We start from the raw sequence: 22,692 nt of genomic DNA on the forward strand, positions 1-22,692 counted from the left end.
ATCAGTGAGGGACAAGATCCCCCACTGTAATTAATTTTTTTCCTTATAAATTTTCCCCATTCGAAGAGATAACATCTTTATACCAGAAAAAGGACTTTTTACGTGATCGCTCCATAGTACCGCTACCGTCATCGTGTTTATCTACATAAATAAACCCATAACGTTTTGAATACTGGCCTGAGGAAGCACTTACTAAATCAATACAACCCCAGCTTGTATAACCAATTAAATCCACGCCATCTTCCACTGCTTCTGCCATTTGCTCAATATGGGAGCGAAGATAATCAATACGGTAATCATCTTTAACCGAGCCATCCTCTTCCACTTCATCATAAGCTCCTAGACCATTTTCTACTACCATAAGTGGTTTTTGATAACGGCCATATAACTCATTTAAAGAAATCCTTAAACCAACAGGATCTATCTCCCAACCCCAATCACTTGCTTGTAGGAATGGATTTTTGACTCCTCCGATTAAGTTTCCATGGCCCATTTCTTCTGGCGTTTTTTCTAATTTATCTGTCCGTGACATATAATAACTAAAAGAGATGAAGTCTACAGTACCTTCTTTAATGGTTTCAAGATCTCCTTCTTGAATGTTTAACTCGACATTATTTTCTTTAAAATAACGCTTTGCGAAGTAAGGATATTCCCCTCTTACTTGTACATCTCCACAAAGATAATTAAATATATTACTTTCCTCTTGAGCATGCATGACATTCTCAGGTTTTGAATCGTAGGAATAAACAGGCGCATAGATTAACATACAACCAATTTGGGATCCTGAAATCAATTTATGTCCTAGCTTAACCGCTCGTGCACTTGCGACAAATTGATGATGTAAGCCTTGGAAACTATCTTGTAAACGAGTTTCTTCACTTTCAGGTGAAAACCCAAGTCCTAGCAATGGCATATGTGTTGCACCATTAATTTCATTGAACGTTAACCAATATTTAACCTTATCTTTATACCGTGTGAAGATAGTTTCAACATAGCGATCAAAAAACTCAACTAGTTTCCGATTTCTCCACCCACCATATTCTTTTATCAAGTGTAATGGTGTTTCATAATGTGCGATAGTTACTAATGGTTCAATTCCATGCTTATGAAGTTCATCAAATACTCGGTCATAAAAGGCTAAGCCTTCCTCATTTGGCTCCAATTCATCTCCTTTAGGAAAAATACGGCTCCATGCAATACTCATACGGTATGTTTTAAAGCCCATCTCTGCAAATAAGGCGATGTCTTCTTTATAGCGATGATAAAAGTCGATCCCCTCATGGTTCGGATAACTATATTTAGATTTATCAATTTCAAAATCAAACCCAGTTTGTCCAAGTAATTCAAGCCTCGCTTTACCACCAGGTAAGACGTCAGCTAAATTAAGACCCTTTCCACCTTCACCATATCCACCTTCAAGTTGGTTGGCTGCAGTAGCTCCGCCCCATAAAAATCCTTTTGGAAAACCTTTTGTCATGATATATTCCCCCCACAATAAAATTATTAATAATTATTAATATGCCTCTAGTTCACTTAATACAGATTTCATATAATCTACTTTCTGTTCTTCTGCATTCCAGTTACCATCAATAACTGTCACTGTAACAAAACCTCTATTAGCAATCGTTAAATCAGTTTCTATCTCTTCATCTTCTATAAGTGATGTTAAATATCCCATATCATTAAAATTATATATTCCTTTTTTCTCTTCATCATATTTATAATTTTGAAAATCAGAATATACCTCTTCATTTTCTATGAATTTTACACCTTTAATTTCACTAGATTCTTCTGCCGGATAATTTATAGATAAACCTGTTCCTAATGGCATTATCATATTTCCTGATTGCCATTCTTCATTTAATACATCCACCATATTAACTACATAATCGACAGCAGGGTCCATATATTTATCTAACTCCTCCCCACCAAAGAAATTAAGACTTGCAGCAATTGCAGGGTAACCATGTCTAACAGCACGAGCCGCTCCCCCAACAGTACCCGAGTTAAATTGTATCTCTCCGTAATTCGGTCCATCATTAACACCTGAGATCACTAGATCAGGTTTTTCGTCCATTATTACATTCACAGCAACTTTAAAACTATCCGTAGGGGTACCTTCAAAAGCGTATTGTTGATTACCATGCTCAATTAGTTCATGTTCTTCTTCATCCCATTTAATAGATGTTCCTGTACCACTTTGATTATTTATAGGAGCAACAGTCCATACATCATATCCATTTTCTTTTAATCTTTCATGTAAAAGTTGTATTCCAATTGAATCAAAACCATCATCATTGATTAGTAACACTCTCATTGGGCGATCACGTTCACTTACTGGCACTCCACTATCAACTAGATTATTTTCTTTTTCATCAGCCCTAACCTCACTTTTAGATTCTTTTGAGGTCTCCTCGCCATCTGATTCACCTTTTGTCTCTTCGGAACACCCGATAACTAAAAATGAAAATAATACTATCATTACTAGTGGAACAAAGAACCTATTCTTCTTCAATTAAATTCTCCCCTTATTCATGTTTACTAAAGTCTTTTCCCTTTAGGAAATTCTTCTTACTTTGCTTGCAATTCGATCAATAAATCTTGAGACTTTACTTCTTGTTCACTTGTTATTGTGATTTCAAATTGGTCATGATTTGTCACGACTATTGGTGTAGTCAAGACAAAGCCATCTTCTTTAATTGCCTTTATATCAAATTCAGTTAGTACTTGACCTCTTTCCACACGCTCCCCTTGTGCAATGTGGGCTGTAAAGTGTTTACCTTCTAATTGAACGGTATCCAAACCAACGTGTATCAAAAGTTCAGCTCCTTCATCTGATGTTATTCCAATCGCATGGTGTGTTGGAAATAATGCCGAAACGGTACCTGATACTGGTGAAAACACTTTACCTTCAGAAGGGTCAATTGCAATACCTTTACCTAGTGCACCTGACGCAAAAGCTGTATCTTCAATACTAGCTAAGTTTTTTACTTCGCCATTTAGAGGACTAACAATCACTTCATTTTTCACATTTTTGCCTACTGTACCTTCTTTTGGTGAATTTACTTCTGTTTCACTTTTATTAATCCCCCCGAAGATATAAGTTAATAGAAAAGCTAAACCCATACCAATTACCGCAGCGATTATAGCGCCAATTAGCGACATATCAATACCATCAGGAGAAATGAAACTAGGTATTTGGAATATACCAAGACCACCCATTTCATGTCCTTTTGTACCAAAGAATCCTAGCATTGCTCCACCAATTGCTGATGATATAATTGTGAAAATAAATGGTTTTTTAAGTGGTATTGCAATACCATACATACCTGGCTCAGTAACCCCAAAGATAGATGATATAAATGCTGGTGCGCTAAGTGTTTTTGTTTTTTGATTTTTAGTTTTTATCCATACTGCTAAAATAGAACCTGCCAACGCAAATGAATGAACAAATATTAAGGCAAGTATTGGGTCCCAACCCTGACTTGTAAAGTTGTTGAGTGCAACTGGAACAAGCCCCCAATGAAGACCAAACATAACAAACACTAACCAAAAGCCACCAAGAAATGCTCCTGCAATAACAGGGCTTAGATCATAGATCGAGGTAGTTGTTTGTCCAAGTAATTGACTTGCCCACGTTGCGATAGGACCGATTACGATAAATGTTATTGGAATAATAATAAGTAAGGTAAACATTGGAACTAAAAACATTTTTACAACAGAAGGAATTACTTTCGCTAAAAACCTTTCCAGTTTTACTGCAAAAAATGTTGCTACAATGATTGGTATAACAGACATGGAGTACGTCATTAAAATAACTGGAATTCCAAAAAATTCGATGTAAATAGGTGATTCAAACATTGTCCCTGCAAATAAGGTGTATAACGGCTCTCCTGCATTAGGTATTCCTTCTAAAGCTGGGTATACCAAGGCCATTGCAATAACCATACCTAAGAAAGGAGTTCCACCAAATTTCTTCATTGCGGTATATCCTAGAAGGATCGGTAGGAAATAAAACAGTCCATCCCCTATTGCATTTAAAATTTGGTATGTTCCACCTTCATTATCAAGCCACCCAATTGCAACAAACAAAGCGTTGAATCCCTTTATCATACCCGATGCTGCTAATACGCCAAGTATCGGGGTAAAAATGCCAGAAATCATATCGATAAATCTATCCAGCAGACTACCCTTTTTTCCATCTTCAGCATCAACTGGCTTTTCAAATTGAAAAGCCCCTTCTTCTACAACTGCTTTGTACACATCTGATACATGATTTCCAATAACTACCTGGTATTGACCTCCGCTTTTCATCACGGTTACAACACCATCCATATTTTTTAATGTCTCGGTATTTGCTTTGCTTTCATCCTTTAATTTAAAGCGAAGTCGCGTGATACAATGAACCACACTGTTAACGTTTTCTCTTCCTCCGACATTTTTTATAATGTCTTTTGCCAATTGATTGTATTTCATAATCGGCCACCTTCTCCCCTTTTTTTCAAATAAAAAACCTGAATCAATCTGGAAGTCACACATAGAAACTGTGTGAATCCAATTGATTCAGGTTATGCCCAAACTAGGTAACATTCCTAAACGTTTATTCGATTAGCGTTAATTAATTAACAATTTAAACTTATCATGCTATTTTTGTAATGTCAACAAAAAAAATAAAACGTTTTCATATGTCAATCACTATTTGTCTTTCGCAACCTAAATGTTACTCGGTGAATATGCACAGTAATGTAGATTTTCTCATCCTGCGACAAAGACCAATTAAAGTTTTGATCTAAATAAATATTAATTTTTTCTGTACAAGCAAATGCTTTTTGATATTTACGTTGTACTTGCTCATAAAGAAAATCATCAACAGTATCTTCTAATTTTTCTTTTCGAACAAAACGAATAGAAAAATAACGTAGATGGGTTAGAAATCTTTCATAATTAATAGAATCTTCATCTAATTCCATTTGATAATGGTACTTGACGATATTCAAAATATTATTCACCATGTCGGTCACTTGAACGGCAACCTCTAAGTTCTCACCAGAAATTCCACTATTCACTAAATGTAAGGCAATGGACGCTGCTTCATCTTCATCCATGCGGAGTCCTGTATGCTCCCCAATAATATCTAATGCTTTCAATCCAATCTGGTATTCTTTTTTGTAATATTTCCTAATTTCATAAGAAAGCGGGTTTTTTATTTCAATCCCTTGTTCATGTCGACTGATAGCAAAACTAATGTGGTCGGTTAACGCAACATACAAATACTCATCCAATTTATAGGAAAGCTCTGCCTGTGCATAATCCAATATGTGTGAAGCTATTTCCAAATAATTTTCTGAGGTGTATTTTAATAATTGGTCTAACTTCTCGGAAGTACGTGTGTTTTGGAGGATAAACTTTTTCTCTATTTTCAACTCATCCATCGATTGGCCAACCTTCTTCTGAAAAGCCAATCCTTTTCCCATTACAACCATCTCTTGATTGTTTTCATTTTCTGTAACTACCACGTTATTATTTAAGATCTTCTTTATATCCATATAAACACTACCTCTTAAAACATATTTTAGCTTACACTAACTATTTTTTTATACATAAAACGGCTTTAAACCTTTTAAAAAAGAAAAACCTAAATTTGGTCATAGGTAACCATAGAGATTACCTTTCCACAAATTTAGGTTTTGCCTGCCGAACAGTAACAATCCTATTAAAATTGTAAACGCTTAATTTGATTAAATCATACACATTAAGAAGTGTCAAGATGAGTTTTTTATGCAGTTATAGATCACCGACAAGGTAATATTACTTGAATTCTAATATTCTATATGCATTACCATATACTATTAGGATAACTCCCTTTTTGCCTCAGTCTGGAGTTATTACTACCTTAAAGATCTTCCACAGCTTTCTTAATAGCTGTCTCTCCATTCACAATTTGGAACTCTTTTCCGATCGTATTCTTATCTTCTAGACATGCTTCAATGACTTTCGCAACATCTTCTCTGGAGATTTGCCCACGAGCTACATCCATACCTGCTTCAATTTGGCCAGTTCCTTCTTCATTCGTAAGTCCACCAGGATGGATAATCGTGTAATCCAAATCGGTTGCGCGCAACCATTCATCTGCATAATGTTTGGCTGCCACATATGGAGCAAAGGAGGAAGGTGCTTCCTGAATAGCTTCCCGTCTTGTATCAAAGGAACTAATCATGATAAATCGCTTCACGCCGGCCTTCTTGGCAGCTTCAATTGTTTTAACTGCGCCATCCAAATCAACCATAATGGTTTTGTCTTTCCCTGTTTTCGGTCCAGATCCGGCAGTAAATACAACCGCATCTACGCCCTCAGCAGCCTTTGCAATCGAATCAATATCTTCTTCCAAGTCAACTATTGCTGTTTCTGCATTTCGTTCTACAAAATAAGTTGCTTGCTCCTTCTTACGGATCATTGCTTTTGCTTGAAGTTGATCATTATCTTGAATAAACGTGACAAGATGCTTACCAATTTGGCCATTTGCCCCAACTACTAATGTTTTCAATGCCAACACCCTTTCAAAATTATAAGTTATGTTACCTCTATTGTGCCCCATTCCCTTTCTGTAAATCAATTATGCTGTTTGACCGTACTATGAAAAAACTGAACTCCTTTAAATACTTGTTTAGACTGACTAAAACCACGGAACATTTTATTTTTATGCTAAAATTTATTTAAGCCAAGTTTAGAATATGCACTTGGAAATTGTAGATATACGGAAGCAACAAATTCGTTCCTAGCTTAAAACGAAAGGGGTAAATTTAATGAATACAGATGATTTTGCATGGAATAAACACGAGAAGAAAGCAAAAGAACAGACAAAATTCACTTATAGTAGCCCTAAAATAAAGATAATAGATCATAATGAACTAAGGAATAAAATCGAAGAAGAACTTGAAAATTTACCGCAAAAATTACTCGGCCAATGGGCTTTAAAGGTAGCAAATCCCTACTTGGATTATCTCGATACTCATTTAAAAGATGACCCACGAATAATTTTAGGAAGAGAAGCTTTAGAAAAGAGATTGAACGGAACTATAAGAGCTTATGACTTACGAAAAGTTGGGTTTACAGTAAATGAATTAGCTAAAGAGGCTAAATCTAACGTTAGCAAGTATTCCGCACGTTCATTTGCTCAAGCTGTTGCAACTGGACATATGAGAGGACATGCTATGGTTAGCAGTGATTATGCAATAAAGGTAGTAAACCTTTTAACCAATAACTCCTTAGACGCTTCCATGAAGGAAAGGAAAAGACAATTAGCAATAATAAATGATTTATAGTAATGCATAGAACTTCAAACCAAAGAAACAATTCAGCAAAACGAAAAAGGTTAGGTATTCTTAATAGATATGTTCTCTACCGGTTTAGCCATCATGCTTTCATCAGACTCTTCATTTCCAGAATCTACTTTTTACAAAATACACATTGTCTGAATATGTTTGTTTTAAATCTTTTTCAGCAGCTAGTCCGCCTTCTTCATTGAAATCAGTAATAACAACGCTCACACCCTTTGCTTCTGTCAATCCAACACTGATCTATCAAGCCATTCAATTACTAATTTCTGGAATAGATCTGCTTGTTCAATCTGTACATAATGTCCTGCTTGTTCCAGTACATTATAAGATGCCTTCTGGTAGCGATCTAGAATTTGAAAAGCATCTTTATATCCGACCACTGCATCTTTTTTTCCTAAAATAAACGTACTTGGCTTATCAAAACTATCTTCTTCTAGCACTGTGGACAATCCATAATGCTTTTCAATTTTTGCAAGAAAGTCGTTATCAGCACAAATGATTCCAGCGTAAACTTCATCCCTGTAACGAACCCAATTCTTTTTATTCAACACAACGTTCTCTGAGCGAAAGGCTTCTTTTTCGCGTGGAGTCAATTGCGATAGTAATCCATCATCCTCATATAGAATAGTATGAGCGGGTAAAGTCCTTTCTCCTTTTTCAGGAATAATGACGGGACAAAGCAAGCATAGCCCAAGTACGTGCTCTCGCTGGGCATCTACAATGCCACGGGCTAGGTATCCACCATACGATTCTCCCATAAGCAGGTACGGCTGGTCAGGAATGACCACTTGGATAAAATCTAAGACAGTCTCCAATATGTCATCTGCATTTTCTACTTGATGGTATTCCTTTGTCTTCCCCATACCAGGTAGATCAAAATAGATCCTTTTAAATCCAGACCTCTCCCGAAAAATTGGTTCCATACATCCTTTCATAAGTCGGTGATCAACACCAAACCCATGTATCATGATTATGGGAATACCATCTCCAATTACCTCATAATAGATTGATGCTTTAGTTAAACTACAATATGGCATAGGGCGCCTCCCTTATTTTTAAATAATTATATGTAACAAGACTACTAGCGCTTTTCATAAAGTAAAACTTCAATCAATGGGTGTTTTCGTTCTTCCCCCACTGATTGGTAGCTGAACGAATCGGGGTGTTAGTGTCCATTTACTCCCATTTAAACAACACTGTTGCACTTCATGTATTAAGTGGGGTTGCAACGGGATAGATTAAAGAATAATCTCCTTTAATTACAATATCAATGTATTCTAGCCCTTTTTTCTTGTATAGTTAGAATAATGAAGAAAAAATGATGACTTTGGAGGATATTTAATGAGAAAAATTATCTTATCGACAGAAAGCGGAGCCGATTTACCAGCAAATTTAGCTGCAGCCCACAATATTCAAGTTGTCCCAATGCACGTCATCATGGATGGGAAGGACTATCTAGATGGTTCTTTACCTGTACAAGACATATATGATTATTATGATCGTACCAAAAAAATACCTTCCACGACATCCACAAATGCACATGAATACGAAGAATTCTTTTCAAAGATAAATAAAGACCATCCTGATTGTATGATTGTCCATATCGGCTATACATCCAAAGCCTCTTCCTCTTTCCAACATGCAGTGATAGCTTCAGAAGAAATTGATAATCTCATCCTCATTGACGCTTTAAATGTCACAGGTGGGCTAACTGCCATCGTTATGTATGCCGCCAAGCTGTTAGAACAAGAGCCCGGGATAGAGCCAACATCATTTGTAGAAAAAATTGAAGCCATCATACCGAAATCCAAGCTTGCTTTCGTACCTGGCAGCTTAGACTTTTTACGAGCCGGCGGACGCGTAAGTAATGTGGCTTATCTCGGAGGTGCCTTGCTAAAATTAAAGCCCAGAATAGAACTAATTGATGGCCACCTTGTGTCCAATAAAAAATATCGTGGAAAAATGAGCAGTGTTGCAGAAAAATTTATCCGAGAATACTTCAATCAATACGATATTAACAGAGAGCAATTATATTTAATTTACTCTATCGGTCTTGCAGAAGATATTAAAAATAGAATGGAAGAAATTGCAACCGAACATGGCTTCAAAAATATAACTTGGATGCAGGCCGGCGCAATGATATCCACCCATTCTGGCCCTGGTGGGTTTGGAGTTGCGGGGATAGAAGCATAAAGGACATTAACACAAAATAAGTGTGTGTTTATTGGTGAAAGCAATTTAAATAGTTCTAAACAAAAAGAAGTAACCGCCCCTTCGACCAGTGCGATTACTTCTTTTTAAATAACTATCTATGGTCAACCGCTCTTTATGCTGATGGGAAGTACCCTCTACCTCCCACAGCATTTCTTATACTTTTTTCCACTTCCACATGGGCATGGTTCATTTCTGCCAACTTTTTTATTGGAAGTAATATTAAGTTGATTCTTTTTAGGTTTCGTCAACGGATGTAGTCCTGATTCACTTTGTTCTCTTATTTCTATTGAAGAATAACCTTTAAGCGTCCACTTTTTCGTGTTATTCATTAGGTTTACAACATTATCTGTTAGCTGTTGGACGCTCTCCATAGTTTCAAATTCTATTACCTTACCCAAAAAAGTTATAACCTCACCTAGCTCATCGCCAATTTGCGTTTCATAAACACACTCTTCTACAATCTCATCAGCTTCCTCTTTATCCATTTCATAATTCCGAGTTAGGTACTGAACTAATTGCATATAGCTGTTATTTCTTTCTATATAATCCGGTTCCCCAGCACGGAGTAATTGTTCTTTTGTAAACGAGAAGAAGGAAAAATCATCTCTTTTTTTATGTTCGCGTTTCACCTTTTTTGGATCAATCACTCTCCAATGAGAGAACCCTTCCCGATCACTATACATTTCCTCTTGGTACACATTAGCTTCATAAATGATTTCTAAATAATTTCTAAGATCTACTTCATTTTTCGTATAGCTTTCTATCATTTCTTCTAGCTATGTCAGACTCTATGTTCCATAATAATATAAAAGGCCCCTTGTCAGCTTAATCCATTCGGTATTCCTTTTAACGATAGCCCTTACTTGCAGACTATCATTAAGCTTCAATACTGGTGCCACCAGCTCCTCTGGTAATGATAATATCTTTTCCCCTTGAAATATCCCTGAGTATACGAAACCAGTTGCTCGCAGGTAAAGAATTTGTTCTATTTCTAGATCTGGAGCAGGAATAGAGCCGCCTTTGCGTGCGATCTTAACTAGTAGTCCAAACCGCTCTTCATCAAAACGCAGACAAACCGTTTCCAGCAATTCTGGAATCTTTTCTTGGTATAAGGAAATAATCTCTCCTTTTCTTAAATTACTTACTCCTTTTAGTTGCAAGTATTTTCTTATGTTATTTAGTTCATCTTTGGTGTATCTGCTAAGTCCCTCTTTTAGCGAAAAAGGCACCTTTATTTCGCTCCAAAGTTTCTTATGTTCCTTTACTGGCAAATCTATATGTCTGTCATTTAGTCCGTTTAAAGCATTTTTTAAATCCTCTTCCAGTTCTTTGTTTATCTTATCACTCACTTTTGAAAGACTCTCTTTCTAGGCAGGGGCAAATTACATTCTGATTAGACCTCAGCCATTTAATATTTCATCATCTGCTTTTATAATATTTTTAAGGATGACCCTGAAAGTAACAAGCGTTGAAGATACTACTAATCTCTCTAATTATCTTCTACACATTCATAATTCCAATGTATTTTATTTCGGTATATTATTCATTACACAGACCAAATTTCATGCGAAATCGACAGAATATACATATTATATGCTACAATAGTAATAGATTTTTTCCAAAAAGGGGCAGCTCCTAATGGTCGAAAAAGTAAAAGAATCGCTTTTAAAGCTATCAGATTTTAAAGATCAAAAAGGAATAAAAATACTTGGTAACTTTTTATTAGTCCTCACCGTTATCTTTATGGGGATCGTCATTTGTATTGTGACTTATTTCTTCATTGCCGACTTTTTACATAATCATTAAACGTTTCATTGCACTATAGTAATTTTTAAAAAGCTGCGCCTCTCTATAGAAAGGCACAGCTTTTTTTAATAATTAATTTAACAAGCCTTGGTTATGACATAATTCTATGGTAGTGACTCACAAGCTAAACCGTCATTGTCATTCCCATCTAGCCGATGTGGGTCTGATGGTCCTGATGCCTCCATAAAGGCTTGAGCCTCAGCTTGTGTTGAGAAATCTCCACAGTCGCGATCCGCTCCAGAAGTGTCTATTCCAGTGTTAGGTTCTGGTTCTGGCTCTGGTTCTGGTTCTGGCTCTAGTTCTGGCTCCGGCTCTGGTTCTGGTTCTTGGTAATGGAAACCGTCATCATCATCGACATGTGCATAATTAGGGATTGACCATACACCTATACCTGAATCAATTGCAGTTTGTTGTGCAGCATGAAACTCATCCAGCATAGTTAAATCATTATATAAATATGCAGTTTTAGCTAACCCTTCACTAAGGAGTTTCTCTTGGATTGTTTCTCCATTGATAAACACATATGCCAACACCCTATTATACTTATCTCTTTCTTCTGTGCCTACTTTCACTCTTACTTCTTTTCCTTCTAAAGTATCTTTAACAAATTGTGATGCCTCAGGACCAAAAGGCTCAACTGGCTCACTAGGATGGACAGTTTCTGGGGTATCAATTAATAATAGGCGAACATCTTCTGTTTTACCGTTCATTGAAACTTCTAATGTATCTCCGTCTACTACTCTTGTAACAGTTGTTAAGACGCCATACTTTTCTTCCTCTTCTTTTGCTGCTTTTGCTTTTGCTTTTTTCTCCGCTTCTTTTTTTGTCGCTTCCGCTTCAGCTTTTTTTTCTGCTTCTTCTGCTTTAGCCTTTTTTTCAGCTTCTTCTGTTTTTTCTGCTTTAGCCTTTTCTTCTGCTTCTGCTTCTTCTTTTTCCTCATTCTCTTCCTGACTTTTAGAGGCTGTAGTTTTTTCATTATCTGATTCTACTGATTCTGACTTAATATCGTTGTGATTATCTGCTTTGCTATCCTCTCCAGGTACAAATCCAATAATAGCTAGTAAAACACCAAACAACAAAATTACTAAAGGCACTTTGGATTTTGCTTTTAACTTGGCATTTTCTCCAAATTCATACAAACCATAGATAATGATTACAATCCCAATGGTAACAAGAGGGAAATTAAACAAAAAAACTATACCTAATATAACTAAAACGATTCCAAGGAGAGTAGCCATCTATCTAACCTCCTCAACTAATTTTAAACCTTTTGTCTTTAAAAACTTCATATTGTGTGTAAAGGTCTCTATGGTATCTGAGCAATCAATGTTATCAAAGTCTACGCCTTCAATTTCATGTCTAGTAATTTTAACAGATAGAATACAACCTTGTTCGCTGCCTTCGTCTGAACTGACTTCACCGTACACATGTATAGTAGTTGTATTAATAGGAAGTATAGCAAAAAACTCACGTGCAACTCTTATTGCGCAACTACAAACATAGTCTTGATAAAGTTGAAAATACTTCCCTTTTGCCATGTTTCTTTGAGAAAGTTTTCCTGTCTTTGTTAATGAAAACACTTTTGTCGGGACTACTTCTTGGTTCTCAATATTCAAATTCACCATAACGTTTGGTTCATTTGGAGAGAAAGCAAAATCCACGGTGCTTCCTAAAGCTTTAATATCCTCAAATGGGTTAACTTCATTTGTAATTTGCTCCCAGGCCTCTCTCTCTCCATCTAAAATTTCCTTTGATCGCTTCACGCTATTTTGCCACTCAATATATAATTCGTTATCGGAGGTTTTTGCCATGTCAACCTCTTCTACCAGAATTCTCTTTCTTGCCTCGACCCTATTAAACAATCTATCTCTCAATGTAGGTTTATAAGATTGCACTTTTTCTTTGACGACCATAACATTAGGTCCTTCTTCAACTCGATTAAAAGGAGGATTGGATGTAGCAATTTCTTGCCAATTAAGTTGATCATTAACCTCTTTATGGAAGCTAGTTAACATCTCAACATGTGCCTCATATCTAGCAACTTCCTGTTTTGCTTCGATAATTTTTTCTTCCTTAGCCTGTTGCTGTTGTAACCGCTCGTAATTTGTTCTTTGAGGACGTTTATTTCTGCTACTAAGGTTTTTGCTATACGAGATGCCTGTGCCAGGTATACTCGTACCCACCGATACGCCACGTGAACTACTATTAACTCTTAGCCCTTTTCCTCCAATACTCGTACTAACCCCTTTTTTACCTACGTTGAACTTGACCCCTGGCGCGACTTTAAAACTCTTACGAAATCTGACTCCCATTAAAATCCTCCTGTTGTAGAAATTATGTTTTCAAACACTTGTGCTATGTAAACGTATTTAGTTCTAAAGAATCACTTATATTATACCATTATTAGATATACAGTAAATGGCAAATTTTGAATTCACCACCACTTCTAGTTTTAAAAATTTACTTTTGCTATTAATTTATTCCACGTAATAAAATTGGCTTTTTAAGATCATCCATTTGACTTACAATAAATTCAAAGATATCATAGACATTGTAAGTCTACGATTAAAGGAGTACAATTTTATTATGAAATTTTCAAAGGCTACAAACTACGCTTTGCATACAATGCTATTCCTAGTTAAAGCAGAAACGGATAAACCGATTGGTGTTCAGCAATTAGCTGAATCTCAAGATGTTTCTCCCACATACCTTTCCAAGATATTAACAAAACTTGTCAAAGCACGCTTGATTGATTCGATCTCAGGTGCCCAGGGAGGATATAAATTGTCCCGCAATAGAGATGAGATTAATTTCTTAGACATTATTCATGCAATAGAGGGAACAGCTTCCTTATTTGAATGTGACTTTCACCACAGTGACGGCTGCCTAATCCAAGCTGAAATTAAAAATGCAGAGGAAAGGATGAATGAGCATCTTAGGAAAACAAAATTGATTGATTTGGTTAAAAAGGAACAGCGTTTATCATAACTTCTTTTGTGTTATGGTAAACATATTTTTCAAGCGTATTACAGATATTAAGAGTCTTTAATATCTTCCTGGGTGGTGGTGTTTTATGTAGTAAAGGATGTTTTTCACACAAATTATAGATATAAAGAGTCTTTAATATCTTTTTAAAAGGAGAGGAATTTAAAATGTATGATTGTATTATTATTGGCGGTGGTCCAGCAGGGCTAAATGCAGCACTAGTGCTTGGAAGAGCCCGACGACATATTGCCTTAATCGATAATAATAATCCGAGGAATGCAGTAACACATGCTTCACATGGTTTTATTACAAGAGACGGTGTAACACCAACTGAATTTCGTACAATAGCGGCAAATGAATTATTACGATACCCTACCATTGATCATTTACAAGCAGAGGTGTCTTCTGTTGAAAAAGTGGATGCTGGATTTGAGGTTCGAGATTCTTCTGGTCTTGTTTATCAAGCAAGAAAAGTCATCATGGCTACAGGGGTAAGCGAAATCTTTCCTAAGATTGAAGGGTTCTATTCCTTTTACGGTAAAAGTTTATTCGTATGCCCCTATTGCGATGGCTGGGAGCAGCGTGATCAGCCGTTAGTTATCGTATCTGAATCACCTCACGTATTCCATTATGTAAAAACAATCTACAATTGGAGTAAGGACTTAGTTGTTTGTACAAATGGTCATTCTCTACTGGATGATGAACAAAAGGGGAAATTGGAAACAAAAGGAATTAAGATAATGGAACAAGCTGTTTCCTCTTTTCTCGGGAAAAATGGCCAGCTTGAAAAGGTTCGCTTCAAAGATGGAACAGAAATAAAGCGAAGGGCTGGCTTTGTTATGTCAGAAATGGCGCCTAATATACAACTCGTTGAAAACCTAGGCTGTGAAAAGGAGCAATCAGGCACATTGGTAACCGATGATTTTGGTCGTACTTCTATAAAAGATTTATATATTGCCGGGGATGCCTCCTATGTGAATCCATCTCAATTAATCTTTGCTGCAGCCGATGGTAGTCGAACAGCAGCTGCTGTAAATATGGATTTAACAGAAGAAGATTTTTAGCTTATGAGATAGACTTTAATCAAGAACGAATAGGAGGAGTATAATGTGGAACAAAATGTTTTTGAACAGCTAGCAAAGAGATATGATTCAGAAGATAGAATAGAATTAGCAAATGTAATTGTGAAAGAGGTGAAATCAGAATTACGAAACAGTAAATCAAAATCCCTCCTTGACTATGGGAGTGGTACTGGTCTCGTTAGTTTAGAATTAACCGACTTAGCGGATTCTATCATACTAGTAGACTCATCTAAACAAATGACTGACGTTGCGCAAGCGAAAATTAACGAAAGGGGTATTAACAATGCAAAAGCAGTTTACTCAAATTTCACTCAAGAAACTCCTGCACTTAAGGCAGACATCATTCTAACATCTCTTGTCCTTCTTCATATCCCGGATACGAAGAAAATCTTACAACAGCTGTTCAAAGTTTTAAATAGTGGTGGCAAGTTAATCATTGTTGATTTTGACAAAAACGATAAAATCAATCATCCCAAAGTACACAACGGTTTTACTCACGAAGAACTGAAAAATTGCTTAACAGAAGTTGGCTTTAAATCAACTCAAATCAAGACATTTCATCATGGAACACGGATTTTTATGAATCAAGATGCTTCCATGTTTATCTCAAGTAGCATGAGATAATAGAGTATAAAGCGGACTTTAACACTTTTAATAAGAATAGCGACTAATACTCAAAGTGACTTAAATAATTATCGCTAAAGGCAAATTGTATACAGTTTGATTATAGTAAAGCCAGCAATCTTTTGTTGCGGAGTAGAAGTGCACGTTCTGCACCAGCCAATGCTCCAATTCCCGCGATTAAGATATTTTCAATATAATTAAAATTAATTGGAGATACAAATGTTCCAAAGTTATCTGAAACCCAAGGAATTTGAGTAATACCTTCAAGTATCTGAGGAAGACCTAGAATTGCAGTTAATAATAAAAGGCAGATTGAAGTACACCCTACTAACTTACTCAGTGTAGGGTGTTTTTTCTCTAGCCTTAAGCGTAATCCTCTAACTGAATTATTATCCGGGTGCATAGGGTATTCTTTTCCTTCATTATCAACATAGTGTATTCTCTTAATTCCATAGGAGCCTGAAGAAACTTCAATTACACCATCATCTATAGAGAAAGTAGCCGGAAGTTTTGAGTAAGCAACTTGTTTTCCAGCACGGTATAATTCAGCTCTTGGTTCTTCAACGAAATATGGATAATTTACAGCATAATCAACTAACTCATCTTTGTCATTCTTAATTTTTATATAAAATACAGTTCGAGTAAATATATGCCATTTCTTATAATCTTTTAACTTCTCACCGTTTCCTCCCTTAACTTTATTTAACTGTCTACGTCTTCTATTAGAACGTAACATATACATACATCCTCTCCTTACTTATGATTCTAATTAGAAGTTAATACGGGACCGGTATGGCGTGTTTTATACCATATAAATATACTTATCAGAATACTAGCAGCCGAGGGGATGAATATAATCCAAGTCCCTTCCATTCCATCTGTTCGGTCTACATCAGCTAACAAATCAGTTCGTAACACTGTAGCGAGGATATAAGTAAGAGTATTATTAAGTGCATGAATTACTACTGCATACTCTAACCCACCAGTTCGCCACGTCATTATTCCGAAAGAAATACCAAGCATAATGTAATGTAGGTTGAACCAAAGGTCAGGTGATAGATGAATAGATGCAAACAATAAACTAGAAACAGTTATTCCAACAACAAGAGATGCTTTAGGGTTTTTGAACCAACTGGAGGAAATTTGAAAAACAAGTCCACGAAACCCGTACTCTTCTCCGGCACTTTGAAGTGGTACCAGTAATATACTTAAAGCAAGGATTAGTAATAAGTCAGTCGTAGTCCATTCCGTTACAGTGTAGGGAGCGAAATAGTTTAGTATTACAATACATACAGTCATAATAGGGAGTGTAACTAATATTGCACGCCCAAAAAGTTCTGCACGAAATGAAGAAAGAACTGAATGCAATATATTACCTTTCATACCGTAAAGCCATCGTTGTAATATCATGCTCCAAGGAATGAGCAGACCAACTGCAAGAAAATTACTTGCCATATAAATAGGCGTATAATCTGTACCACCTTTTACAGGACTAGTACGTCCAAACACACGACTGTCAATCTCACCGCCGATTAGCGAGAAACCTAAAATGAAGATAAACATTCCACCGATAAGAAGGATAAAAGCTATTAAACCACGTAAGACTTGTGGTTTATTGCTTACCATGACACGGTGATACGGTACTCCACTTGGAACCTCTCTGTTTGATTTTTTCATAATTATATGACCAGCCTTTTGACACTCTTAATTACCTTTTCCGTATATGCTTCAAAATTTAATTCATCATTAGTTTTTAATATTGATCCAGATATAGCTCCTCGAACGATAACTGCAATAACTTTTGGGTCGATATCAACAAATTCTTTAGCCAATACACCGTTGCGTAGTATTTCATCTAACAGATCATCTAATGCGTCTTTTTCGTCAATATCCACTAGATAATATGGAATATTTTCAGGGGTTCGAGCATTAAAAACAATTTCTAGTAATGCAATATTATTGTCACGATATGTCGCCTGATAAGTTAAGCTCGCTTTGATATACGTAATTAATTTATTCATGTTTGATTTTTCTTTTTCAACTCTTTCTTGGATAAAAGCCCGTTCTTCTAACACAAGATATCTTAACGTGTTTTGCATAAGATCTTCTTTTCCAGAAAAATGGTACGAAATAAGACCCGTGCTAATATTTATATTTTGAGCTATTTTCGATAGCGTTGTTTTTACGTATCCTATTTCTGTCAGCACACTTATGGCGGAATTAATAATTTGTTTTTTTCGTTCATCTGTTTCTATATAATCTCTACTATTCATTTTATTTCCTCCCAAGACACTCTTAATTTAATTGATCAGTCAATCAAATTCATTTTATATCTAGATATGGATTATGTCAAATTATATTAGACCTAATAATAGTGACTCTAATGCCGTGAATTAGCAACTCATTCCTCATCCACGGCATCTTCAAAAACAATTTCTAATAATGCAATCAACACTGCAACGATAATCTCTGTTTTAATTGAAAGTGTAATGCTACTCATGAACTCATCCACTGTATAAAGGACTAACCAATTGGATGTGAATTCAATACAAACTCGAATAACCATTACTTTAGATTTCCCTTTTATGTATAGCGTTGTCAGCTTGAAAATAGCTTTAGAAAAAATTTCAACAATAATCCCAAGAAAATAGAAACTGATAACAAATAATAACAGTGACCAAACCGTATCGTACTCCACACCAAGTAGATTGAAGACACCCGCGATTCCAAAAAAGTAAACCCCCACTACAAAACCAACCAAAAAAATAATAAAGATTGATATTCCAACAATTGACGCCATTTTTTCTTTCCAATTCATATCACGAAATGGACTCACCTCTGCCTTCTTAAATACAAAGTTCCGTACTACTATTTGACTTGGATTGTTAATGTTTCATTTTCCGATAATCCCCTTCACTTAAAGACAAACGTAAGAAAACCTAATTAAAAATAAAGAGGAATTTAGCTTTCTATTATTTCTTTTACCCAACTAATTCCCTCGTTCACGAATGCTTCTGTGGGATTTGAATGTGGAGTATGTTCAAAAACAAAAAACACGTTTGAACTACTTAAGAGCTTATTAATTAAATTCTCTACATTAAAATGGGTATTGTCTTTTTCATGTGAAGGGTGAACAGGTACCCAAATATATTTATTGTTATGAAACTCTACATTATGTAAATGGACTACTTTAATATGGCTCTTCCACTTTTCAATATAATCCATTACTTTGTCGCCAGTTGCCAATAAATAATCCCCGATATCTATACAAAGTTTTATTCCATATTTGTCCCAAACTTCAATCGGAAAATTATCAAGCGCTCTAATTCCAAATGTAGATTTATTAAGACCGAGTTTTGGCTCGCAAACAATGGGTGTAGAATATTTTTCTTGTAGTAAAACTAACCGTTTAATCCCGTCTTCAATGATTGCTGAAGTATCGATATCTTGTTCTTCTTTAAAATAAGGAAAGTGCACTAGAATATACTCAGCCCCTAACTGGGACATATAGTTAACTTCCACTTCAAGCTGTTGCCAAGCCTGCTCTGGTTCGCACTGTATTTTTTGCAATAAATCATTTTTACTTTGATTTCTATACAAAGGAGAGTGTAGACCAAAGGTTACATTTTTCTTCCTAACCAATTCTAAAAAATCGTTAAATGACTCCTCGTTTGGAAACTCACCAATTTCTATATGACTTATATCTTTCTTACTAAATAATAAAGGGAGCTTTTCAGGATCTGACATTATGACACTTCCAGAAAGACCAATACGATGCATATTTCAATTCCCCCCTCTTCCAATATTCGTACTTTCGTCATACACACAAACTTATCTCACGTATTTCTTTCCTCTACTTAATTAAATTCAACAAAAAGAGCGTTAATCCTCTTTTGATTAACGCTCCCATTATAAAGATATATATCAAACTCCACTGTTGGCCTAAAACACCATTCTCTTTACTTGCTTCACATAGAAGAAGCGTACAATTAAGAAGTATACAATCTGTATAACAGCGAAACTTCCTAGCACGAGCGAAGATTCAACTGTAAGATTGTAATCAAACAAATGAGATAAAGCAGTAAGTGCCACAATGCCATGAACTAATGCCACTAAAATCGGCGAGAAAAATAGGAGAGCAATTTGTCTGTTTACTACCTTTTTTAACTCCGTTTCTGTTAAACCAATTTTGGCAATGGATCGGAACTTGCGCTTCTCTTCATCCAGATCCGTAAATAAACGGAAGTACAGAAAGCTTCCGGCAGAAACGAAGAACACAATCCCAATAAATAAGCCGATAAATAAGATTGGCCCAAACGCTTTATTGATTTCATAAAGGCTATAATCCACTGAAAATGCTTTATATTCTAGTTGTTCACTTAGCTTTTTACCCGCTTCGATTACCTGCTCCGTTTGGCCGTCCTCTGCCTTCCAAGCAGCGCTATGATCACTTCTTACAACTGTGCCAAGCTGATTGTAGATCTCGTCATTCACCACATAATAACCGTTTAGTTCACCTAATACAGCAGATTTGATTACATGACTTGGTTTAATTTCTTCCCCGCTTTCTAATGCAACGTTGGATGCCATTAAGATTTCACTGGCTTTGGTTCCCTGTGTCAGCATGGCATCACTCTGTTCCACTACAATCGCTTCATTTTTTTCTGGACTTAGTGCTTCTTCGTCTAATAACGCCGCAAAACGATTATAGTCAGAGGCCTTGGTTATGAGTACTTGCCGATCCTGTTCAGGCATTTCAAAATAAGTCAATTCCATGTCTTCCATTTTGGTCTCAACATTTTCTTCTTTCAATATCTCATCTATTTTATTAATATCATTCTCAATAATTTCCTCACTATCTTCCAGCCACGGACTATACGTGACGGTAAATGGATTCATCTCCTTTACCCCTTTAGTTAGGTAGGATTGAAAACCATATAATGTACCAATTGCACTAAACGCAACTGTAGAAATAATGGCTACCATGAAAAACGTTCTAGCATTATCCTTCATGCGAAACGATAAATCCGAGAATAACAGCATATTGGTTTTCCGCCAAAAAATAGAAGTATTGTTTTTTACCCGGCGGATGAAAAACACGCTCAGTTGCGTGAAAAGAAGATACGTACCAAGTGTGACTACGAGAATAACTGGGATCATTGCATATACAACATATATCCCCTCTACTAATACTGCCGTGCCATATCCAATCAGGAGGAGAAATGCTGCAACAACAGATAAGAATACCGATGCTTTCGGTTCCCCTTTGGACTGCTTATCCCCCTTCACTAAGTCTGTTAATTTATTTGTACGAAGAATAAACGATACAAAAACAGATATGAAGAAAAACAACAGCATAAAGCTTCCAAACGTTACGACGACAGCAAGTGTTGGAAAATAGAACGGAAGTGACTCACTTATGATTAAGACATTTTCAGCAACGAGGAGGATAGCTTTAGCGAATAATAGCCCTGCCAGTATCCCACCTACTGTTGCAAAAAATCCTATTAAGATGTTTTCTAAGAACACCATGAGACGTATTTGCTTATTGGTCGCCCCTAACATGATTAAAAGACCAAACTCTTTTTTCCTCGACTGTAGAAAGGAACTCATTGAATACAAGACGAAAAAGAAAGAAAACACATAAATAATTCCACCTGCAGCTGCCATTCCTAATAGCGCATTTTGATTAACGGAACCATTGGAAAACGCTGGATGAAATGCAAAGATAGCAAAGGTGAAGAAGACCATCACTGTGAACATGCTACTAAGGAAGTAGGCAATATACAGCCGTTTATTTCGTAAGACGTTATTAAACGCGAACTGACGAAAAGTCATTGCCGTCCCCTCCCATCAAGGAAAGCATGTCAATGATCTTCTGGAAAAATGCTTGTCTATTCTCCCCACGATGGATTTCAGAATGGAGCTTCCCATCCCGGATAAAAATAACCCGATCTGAATAGCTAGCTGCCTGTGGGTCATGTGTTACCATTAACAGACTTGTCTTTTCCTTCTCATTAATCTCTTCAAGCATGTTCATGACATCTTTAGATGCTTTTGAATCTAGGTTCCCAGTAGGTTCATCGGCTAACAGTAATTTAGGCTTATGAATCATGGCTCTAGCAATGGCTACTCTTTGCGCCTGACCACCAGATATTTCATACGTGCGCTTCTTCATGATTGCTGAAATACCAAGACTCTCCGCAATGTCACGAGCCTTCTCTTTCATTTCTTTAACCCGGGTACCATCTAATGTAAGTGGCAACACAATATTTTCTTCCACCGTTAATGTATGCAGCAGGTTAAAATCCTGAAAAATAAAACCCAACTCATTACGGCGGAATTTTGCCAGGGCATTTTTCTTTAGCTTGTGTGGGTTTTCCCCTTCTATTTCTACTTCTCCCGTAGTTGGCATATCGTTTGTAGAAATAATATTAAGAAGGGTCGTTTTCCCGCTCCCAGATGGCCCCATAATAGAGACAAATTCACCCTTTTCAATTTCTAAGTTGATATCCGTTAGGGCACGATAAGCAACTTTTCCTTCATATATCTTACTTACTTTTGAAAGTCTCAGCATAATCATTCTCCTTTTTCGAGCTTCTAACAAAAGTATAGTCTACGTGTTGTACTTTAAACTATCGATT

General features: G+C 36.2%; 23 protein-coding genes. 6 read left to right on the top strand and 17 right to left on the bottom strand.

Going from position 1 to position 22,692, the window contains the following annotated elements:
• Positions 1-43: 43 nt before the first annotated feature.
• The 5 genes from ACTWPF_RS14410 to ACTWPF_RS14430 all read right to left on the bottom strand — a co-directional run bounded on the left by ACTWPF_RS14410 (position 44) and on the right by ACTWPF_RS14430 (position 6,544).
• Positions 44-1,477, bottom strand: a complete 1,434-nt coding sequence (locus ACTWPF_RS14410) for a glycoside hydrolase family 1 protein (protein WP_443149548.1) — start codon at positions 1,475-1,477, stop codon at positions 44-46.
• A gap of 36 nt (positions 1,478-1,513) precedes the next feature.
• Positions 1,514-2,515 carry a 5'/3'-nucleotidase SurE gene (gene surE / locus ACTWPF_RS14415; protein WP_443149549.1) on the bottom strand — a complete coding sequence of 334 codons (1,002 nt, stop codon included), beginning with the start codon at positions 2,513-2,515 and terminating at the stop codon, positions 1,514-1,516.
• Positions 2,516-2,571: 56 nt separating this feature from the next.
• Positions 2,572-4,476 (bottom strand): beta-glucoside-specific PTS transporter subunit IIABC, encoded by a 1,905-nt coding sequence (locus tag ACTWPF_RS14420; protein WP_443149550.1) that lies wholly within the window; start codon positions 4,474-4,476, stop codon positions 2,572-2,574.
• A gap of 212 nt (positions 4,477-4,688) precedes the next feature.
• Positions 4,689-5,546 carry a BglG family transcription antiterminator LicT gene (licT, locus tag ACTWPF_RS14425; RefSeq protein ID WP_443149551.1) on the bottom strand — a complete coding sequence of 286 codons (858 nt, stop codon included), beginning with the start codon at positions 5,544-5,546 and terminating at the stop codon, positions 4,689-4,691.
• Between the two features lie 347 nt (positions 5,547-5,893).
• Complete coding sequence (locus ACTWPF_RS14430) at positions 5,894-6,544, bottom strand: SDR family oxidoreductase (RefSeq protein ID WP_443149552.1); 651 nt, start codon at positions 6,542-6,544, stop codon at positions 5,894-5,896.
• Positions 6,545-6,803: 259 nt separating this feature from the next.
• On the opposite strand from ACTWPF_RS14430, the gene ACTWPF_RS14435 reads away from it, so the two are divergent.
• Positions 6,804-7,322, top strand: a complete 519-nt coding sequence (locus ACTWPF_RS14435) for a putative immunity protein (RefSeq protein WP_443149553.1) — start codon at positions 6,804-6,806, stop codon at positions 7,320-7,322.
• A gap of 239 nt (positions 7,323-7,561) precedes the next feature.
• Here the strand turns inward: ACTWPF_RS14435 and ACTWPF_RS14440 are convergent, their stop codons facing one another.
• Complete coding sequence (locus tag ACTWPF_RS14440) at positions 7,562-8,374, bottom strand: alpha/beta fold hydrolase (RefSeq protein ID WP_443149554.1); 813 nt, start codon at positions 8,372-8,374, stop codon at positions 7,562-7,564.
• Between the two features lie 304 nt (positions 8,375-8,678).
• On the opposite strand from ACTWPF_RS14440, the gene ACTWPF_RS14445 reads away from it, so the two are divergent.
• A complete protein-coding gene (locus ACTWPF_RS14445; protein WP_443149555.1) occupies positions 8,679-9,530 on the top strand; it encodes a DegV family protein in 852 nt (283 codons plus the stop codon).
• Positions 9,531-9,685: 155 nt separating this feature from the next.
• Here ACTWPF_RS14445 and ACTWPF_RS14450 read toward each other — a convergent pair whose 3' ends face one another.
• A complete protein-coding gene (locus ACTWPF_RS14450) occupies positions 9,686-10,318 on the bottom strand; it encodes a YecA family protein (protein WP_443149556.1) in 633 nt (210 codons plus the stop codon).
• A 21-nt stretch (positions 10,319-10,339) separates the two neighbouring features.
• Complete coding sequence (locus tag ACTWPF_RS14455) at positions 10,340-10,900, bottom strand: hypothetical protein (protein ID WP_443149557.1); 561 nt, start codon at positions 10,898-10,900, stop codon at positions 10,340-10,342.
• 289 nt (positions 10,901-11,189) lie between these two features.
• On the opposite strand from ACTWPF_RS14455, the gene ACTWPF_RS14460 reads away from it, so the two are divergent.
• Positions 11,190-11,357 (top strand): hypothetical protein, encoded by a 168-nt coding sequence (locus tag ACTWPF_RS14460; protein ID WP_443149558.1) that lies wholly within the window; start codon positions 11,190-11,192, stop codon positions 11,355-11,357.
• 104 nt (positions 11,358-11,461) lie between these two features.
• Here the strand turns inward: ACTWPF_RS14460 and ACTWPF_RS14465 are convergent, their stop codons facing one another.
• A complete protein-coding gene (locus tag ACTWPF_RS14465) occupies positions 11,462-12,595 on the bottom strand; it encodes a thermonuclease family protein (protein ID WP_443149559.1) in 1,134 nt (377 codons plus the stop codon).
• A complete protein-coding gene (locus tag ACTWPF_RS14470; RefSeq protein WP_443149560.1) occupies positions 12,596-13,669 on the bottom strand; it encodes a DUF4236 domain-containing protein in 1,074 nt (357 codons plus the stop codon).
• Between the two features lie 274 nt (positions 13,670-13,943).
• Between ACTWPF_RS14470 and ACTWPF_RS14475 the strand changes: the two genes are divergently transcribed.
• From ACTWPF_RS14475 to ACTWPF_RS14485, 3 genes are all read left to right on the top strand, one after another.
• Positions 13,944-14,345, top strand: coding sequence for an Rrf2 family transcriptional regulator (locus ACTWPF_RS14475; protein ID WP_161465491.1), 402 nt, complete (start codon positions 13,944-13,946; stop codon positions 14,343-14,345).
• Positions 14,346-14,509: 164 nt separating this feature from the next.
• Complete coding sequence (locus ACTWPF_RS14480; protein ID WP_443149561.1) at positions 14,510-15,406, top strand: NAD(P)/FAD-dependent oxidoreductase; 897 nt, start codon at positions 14,510-14,512, stop codon at positions 15,404-15,406.
• 45 nt (positions 15,407-15,451) lie between these two features.
• On the top strand, positions 15,452-16,048 hold the full coding sequence (locus ACTWPF_RS14485; protein ID WP_443149562.1) for a class I SAM-dependent methyltransferase: 597 nt from the start codon (positions 15,452-15,454) through the stop codon (positions 16,046-16,048).
• A gap of 100 nt (positions 16,049-16,148) precedes the next feature.
• On the opposite strand, the gene ACTWPF_RS14490 is transcribed toward ACTWPF_RS14485, so the two are convergent.
• From ACTWPF_RS14490 to ACTWPF_RS14520, 7 genes are all read right to left on the bottom strand, one after another.
• Positions 16,149-16,784 carry a hypothetical protein gene (locus tag ACTWPF_RS14490; RefSeq protein WP_443149563.1) on the bottom strand — a complete coding sequence of 212 codons (636 nt, stop codon included), beginning with the start codon at positions 16,782-16,784 and terminating at the stop codon, positions 16,149-16,151.
• Between the two features lie 29 nt (positions 16,785-16,813).
• Entirely contained in the window at positions 16,814-17,725 is a 912-nt protein-coding gene (locus ACTWPF_RS14495) for a lysostaphin resistance A-like protein (RefSeq protein WP_443149564.1), read from the bottom strand.
• A gap of 2 nt (positions 17,726-17,727) precedes the next feature.
• Positions 17,728-18,321: a TetR/AcrR family transcriptional regulator gene (locus tag ACTWPF_RS14500; RefSeq protein ID WP_443149565.1), complete on the bottom strand. Its 594-nt coding sequence runs from the start codon at positions 18,319-18,321 to the stop codon at positions 17,728-17,730.
• 128 nt (positions 18,322-18,449) lie between these two features.
• Entirely contained in the window at positions 18,450-18,884 is a 435-nt protein-coding gene (locus ACTWPF_RS14505; protein WP_443149566.1) for a regulatory YrvL family protein, read from the bottom strand.
• 125 nt (positions 18,885-19,009) lie between these two features.
• A complete protein-coding gene (locus ACTWPF_RS14510; protein WP_443149567.1) occupies positions 19,010-19,828 on the bottom strand; it encodes a TIM barrel protein in 819 nt (272 codons plus the stop codon).
• A 162-nt stretch (positions 19,829-19,990) separates the two neighbouring features.
• Positions 19,991-21,886 carry an ABC transporter permease gene (locus tag ACTWPF_RS14515; RefSeq protein WP_443149568.1) on the bottom strand — a complete coding sequence of 632 codons (1,896 nt, stop codon included), beginning with the start codon at positions 21,884-21,886 and terminating at the stop codon, positions 19,991-19,993.
• Positions 21,861-22,625, bottom strand: a complete 765-nt coding sequence (locus ACTWPF_RS14520; protein WP_106896087.1) for an ABC transporter ATP-binding protein — start codon at positions 22,623-22,625, stop codon at positions 21,861-21,863. Before ACTWPF_RS14520 ends, ACTWPF_RS14515 begins: the two co-directional genes overlap by 26 nt.
• Between the last annotated feature and the right edge of the window lie 67 nt (positions 22,626-22,692).

The organism is Oceanobacillus sp. M65, assembly GCF_052246275.1.
GTDB classification, from domain to species: domain Bacteria; phylum Bacillota; class Bacilli; order Bacillales; family Amphibacillaceae; genus Oceanobacillus_B; species Oceanobacillus_B jordanicus.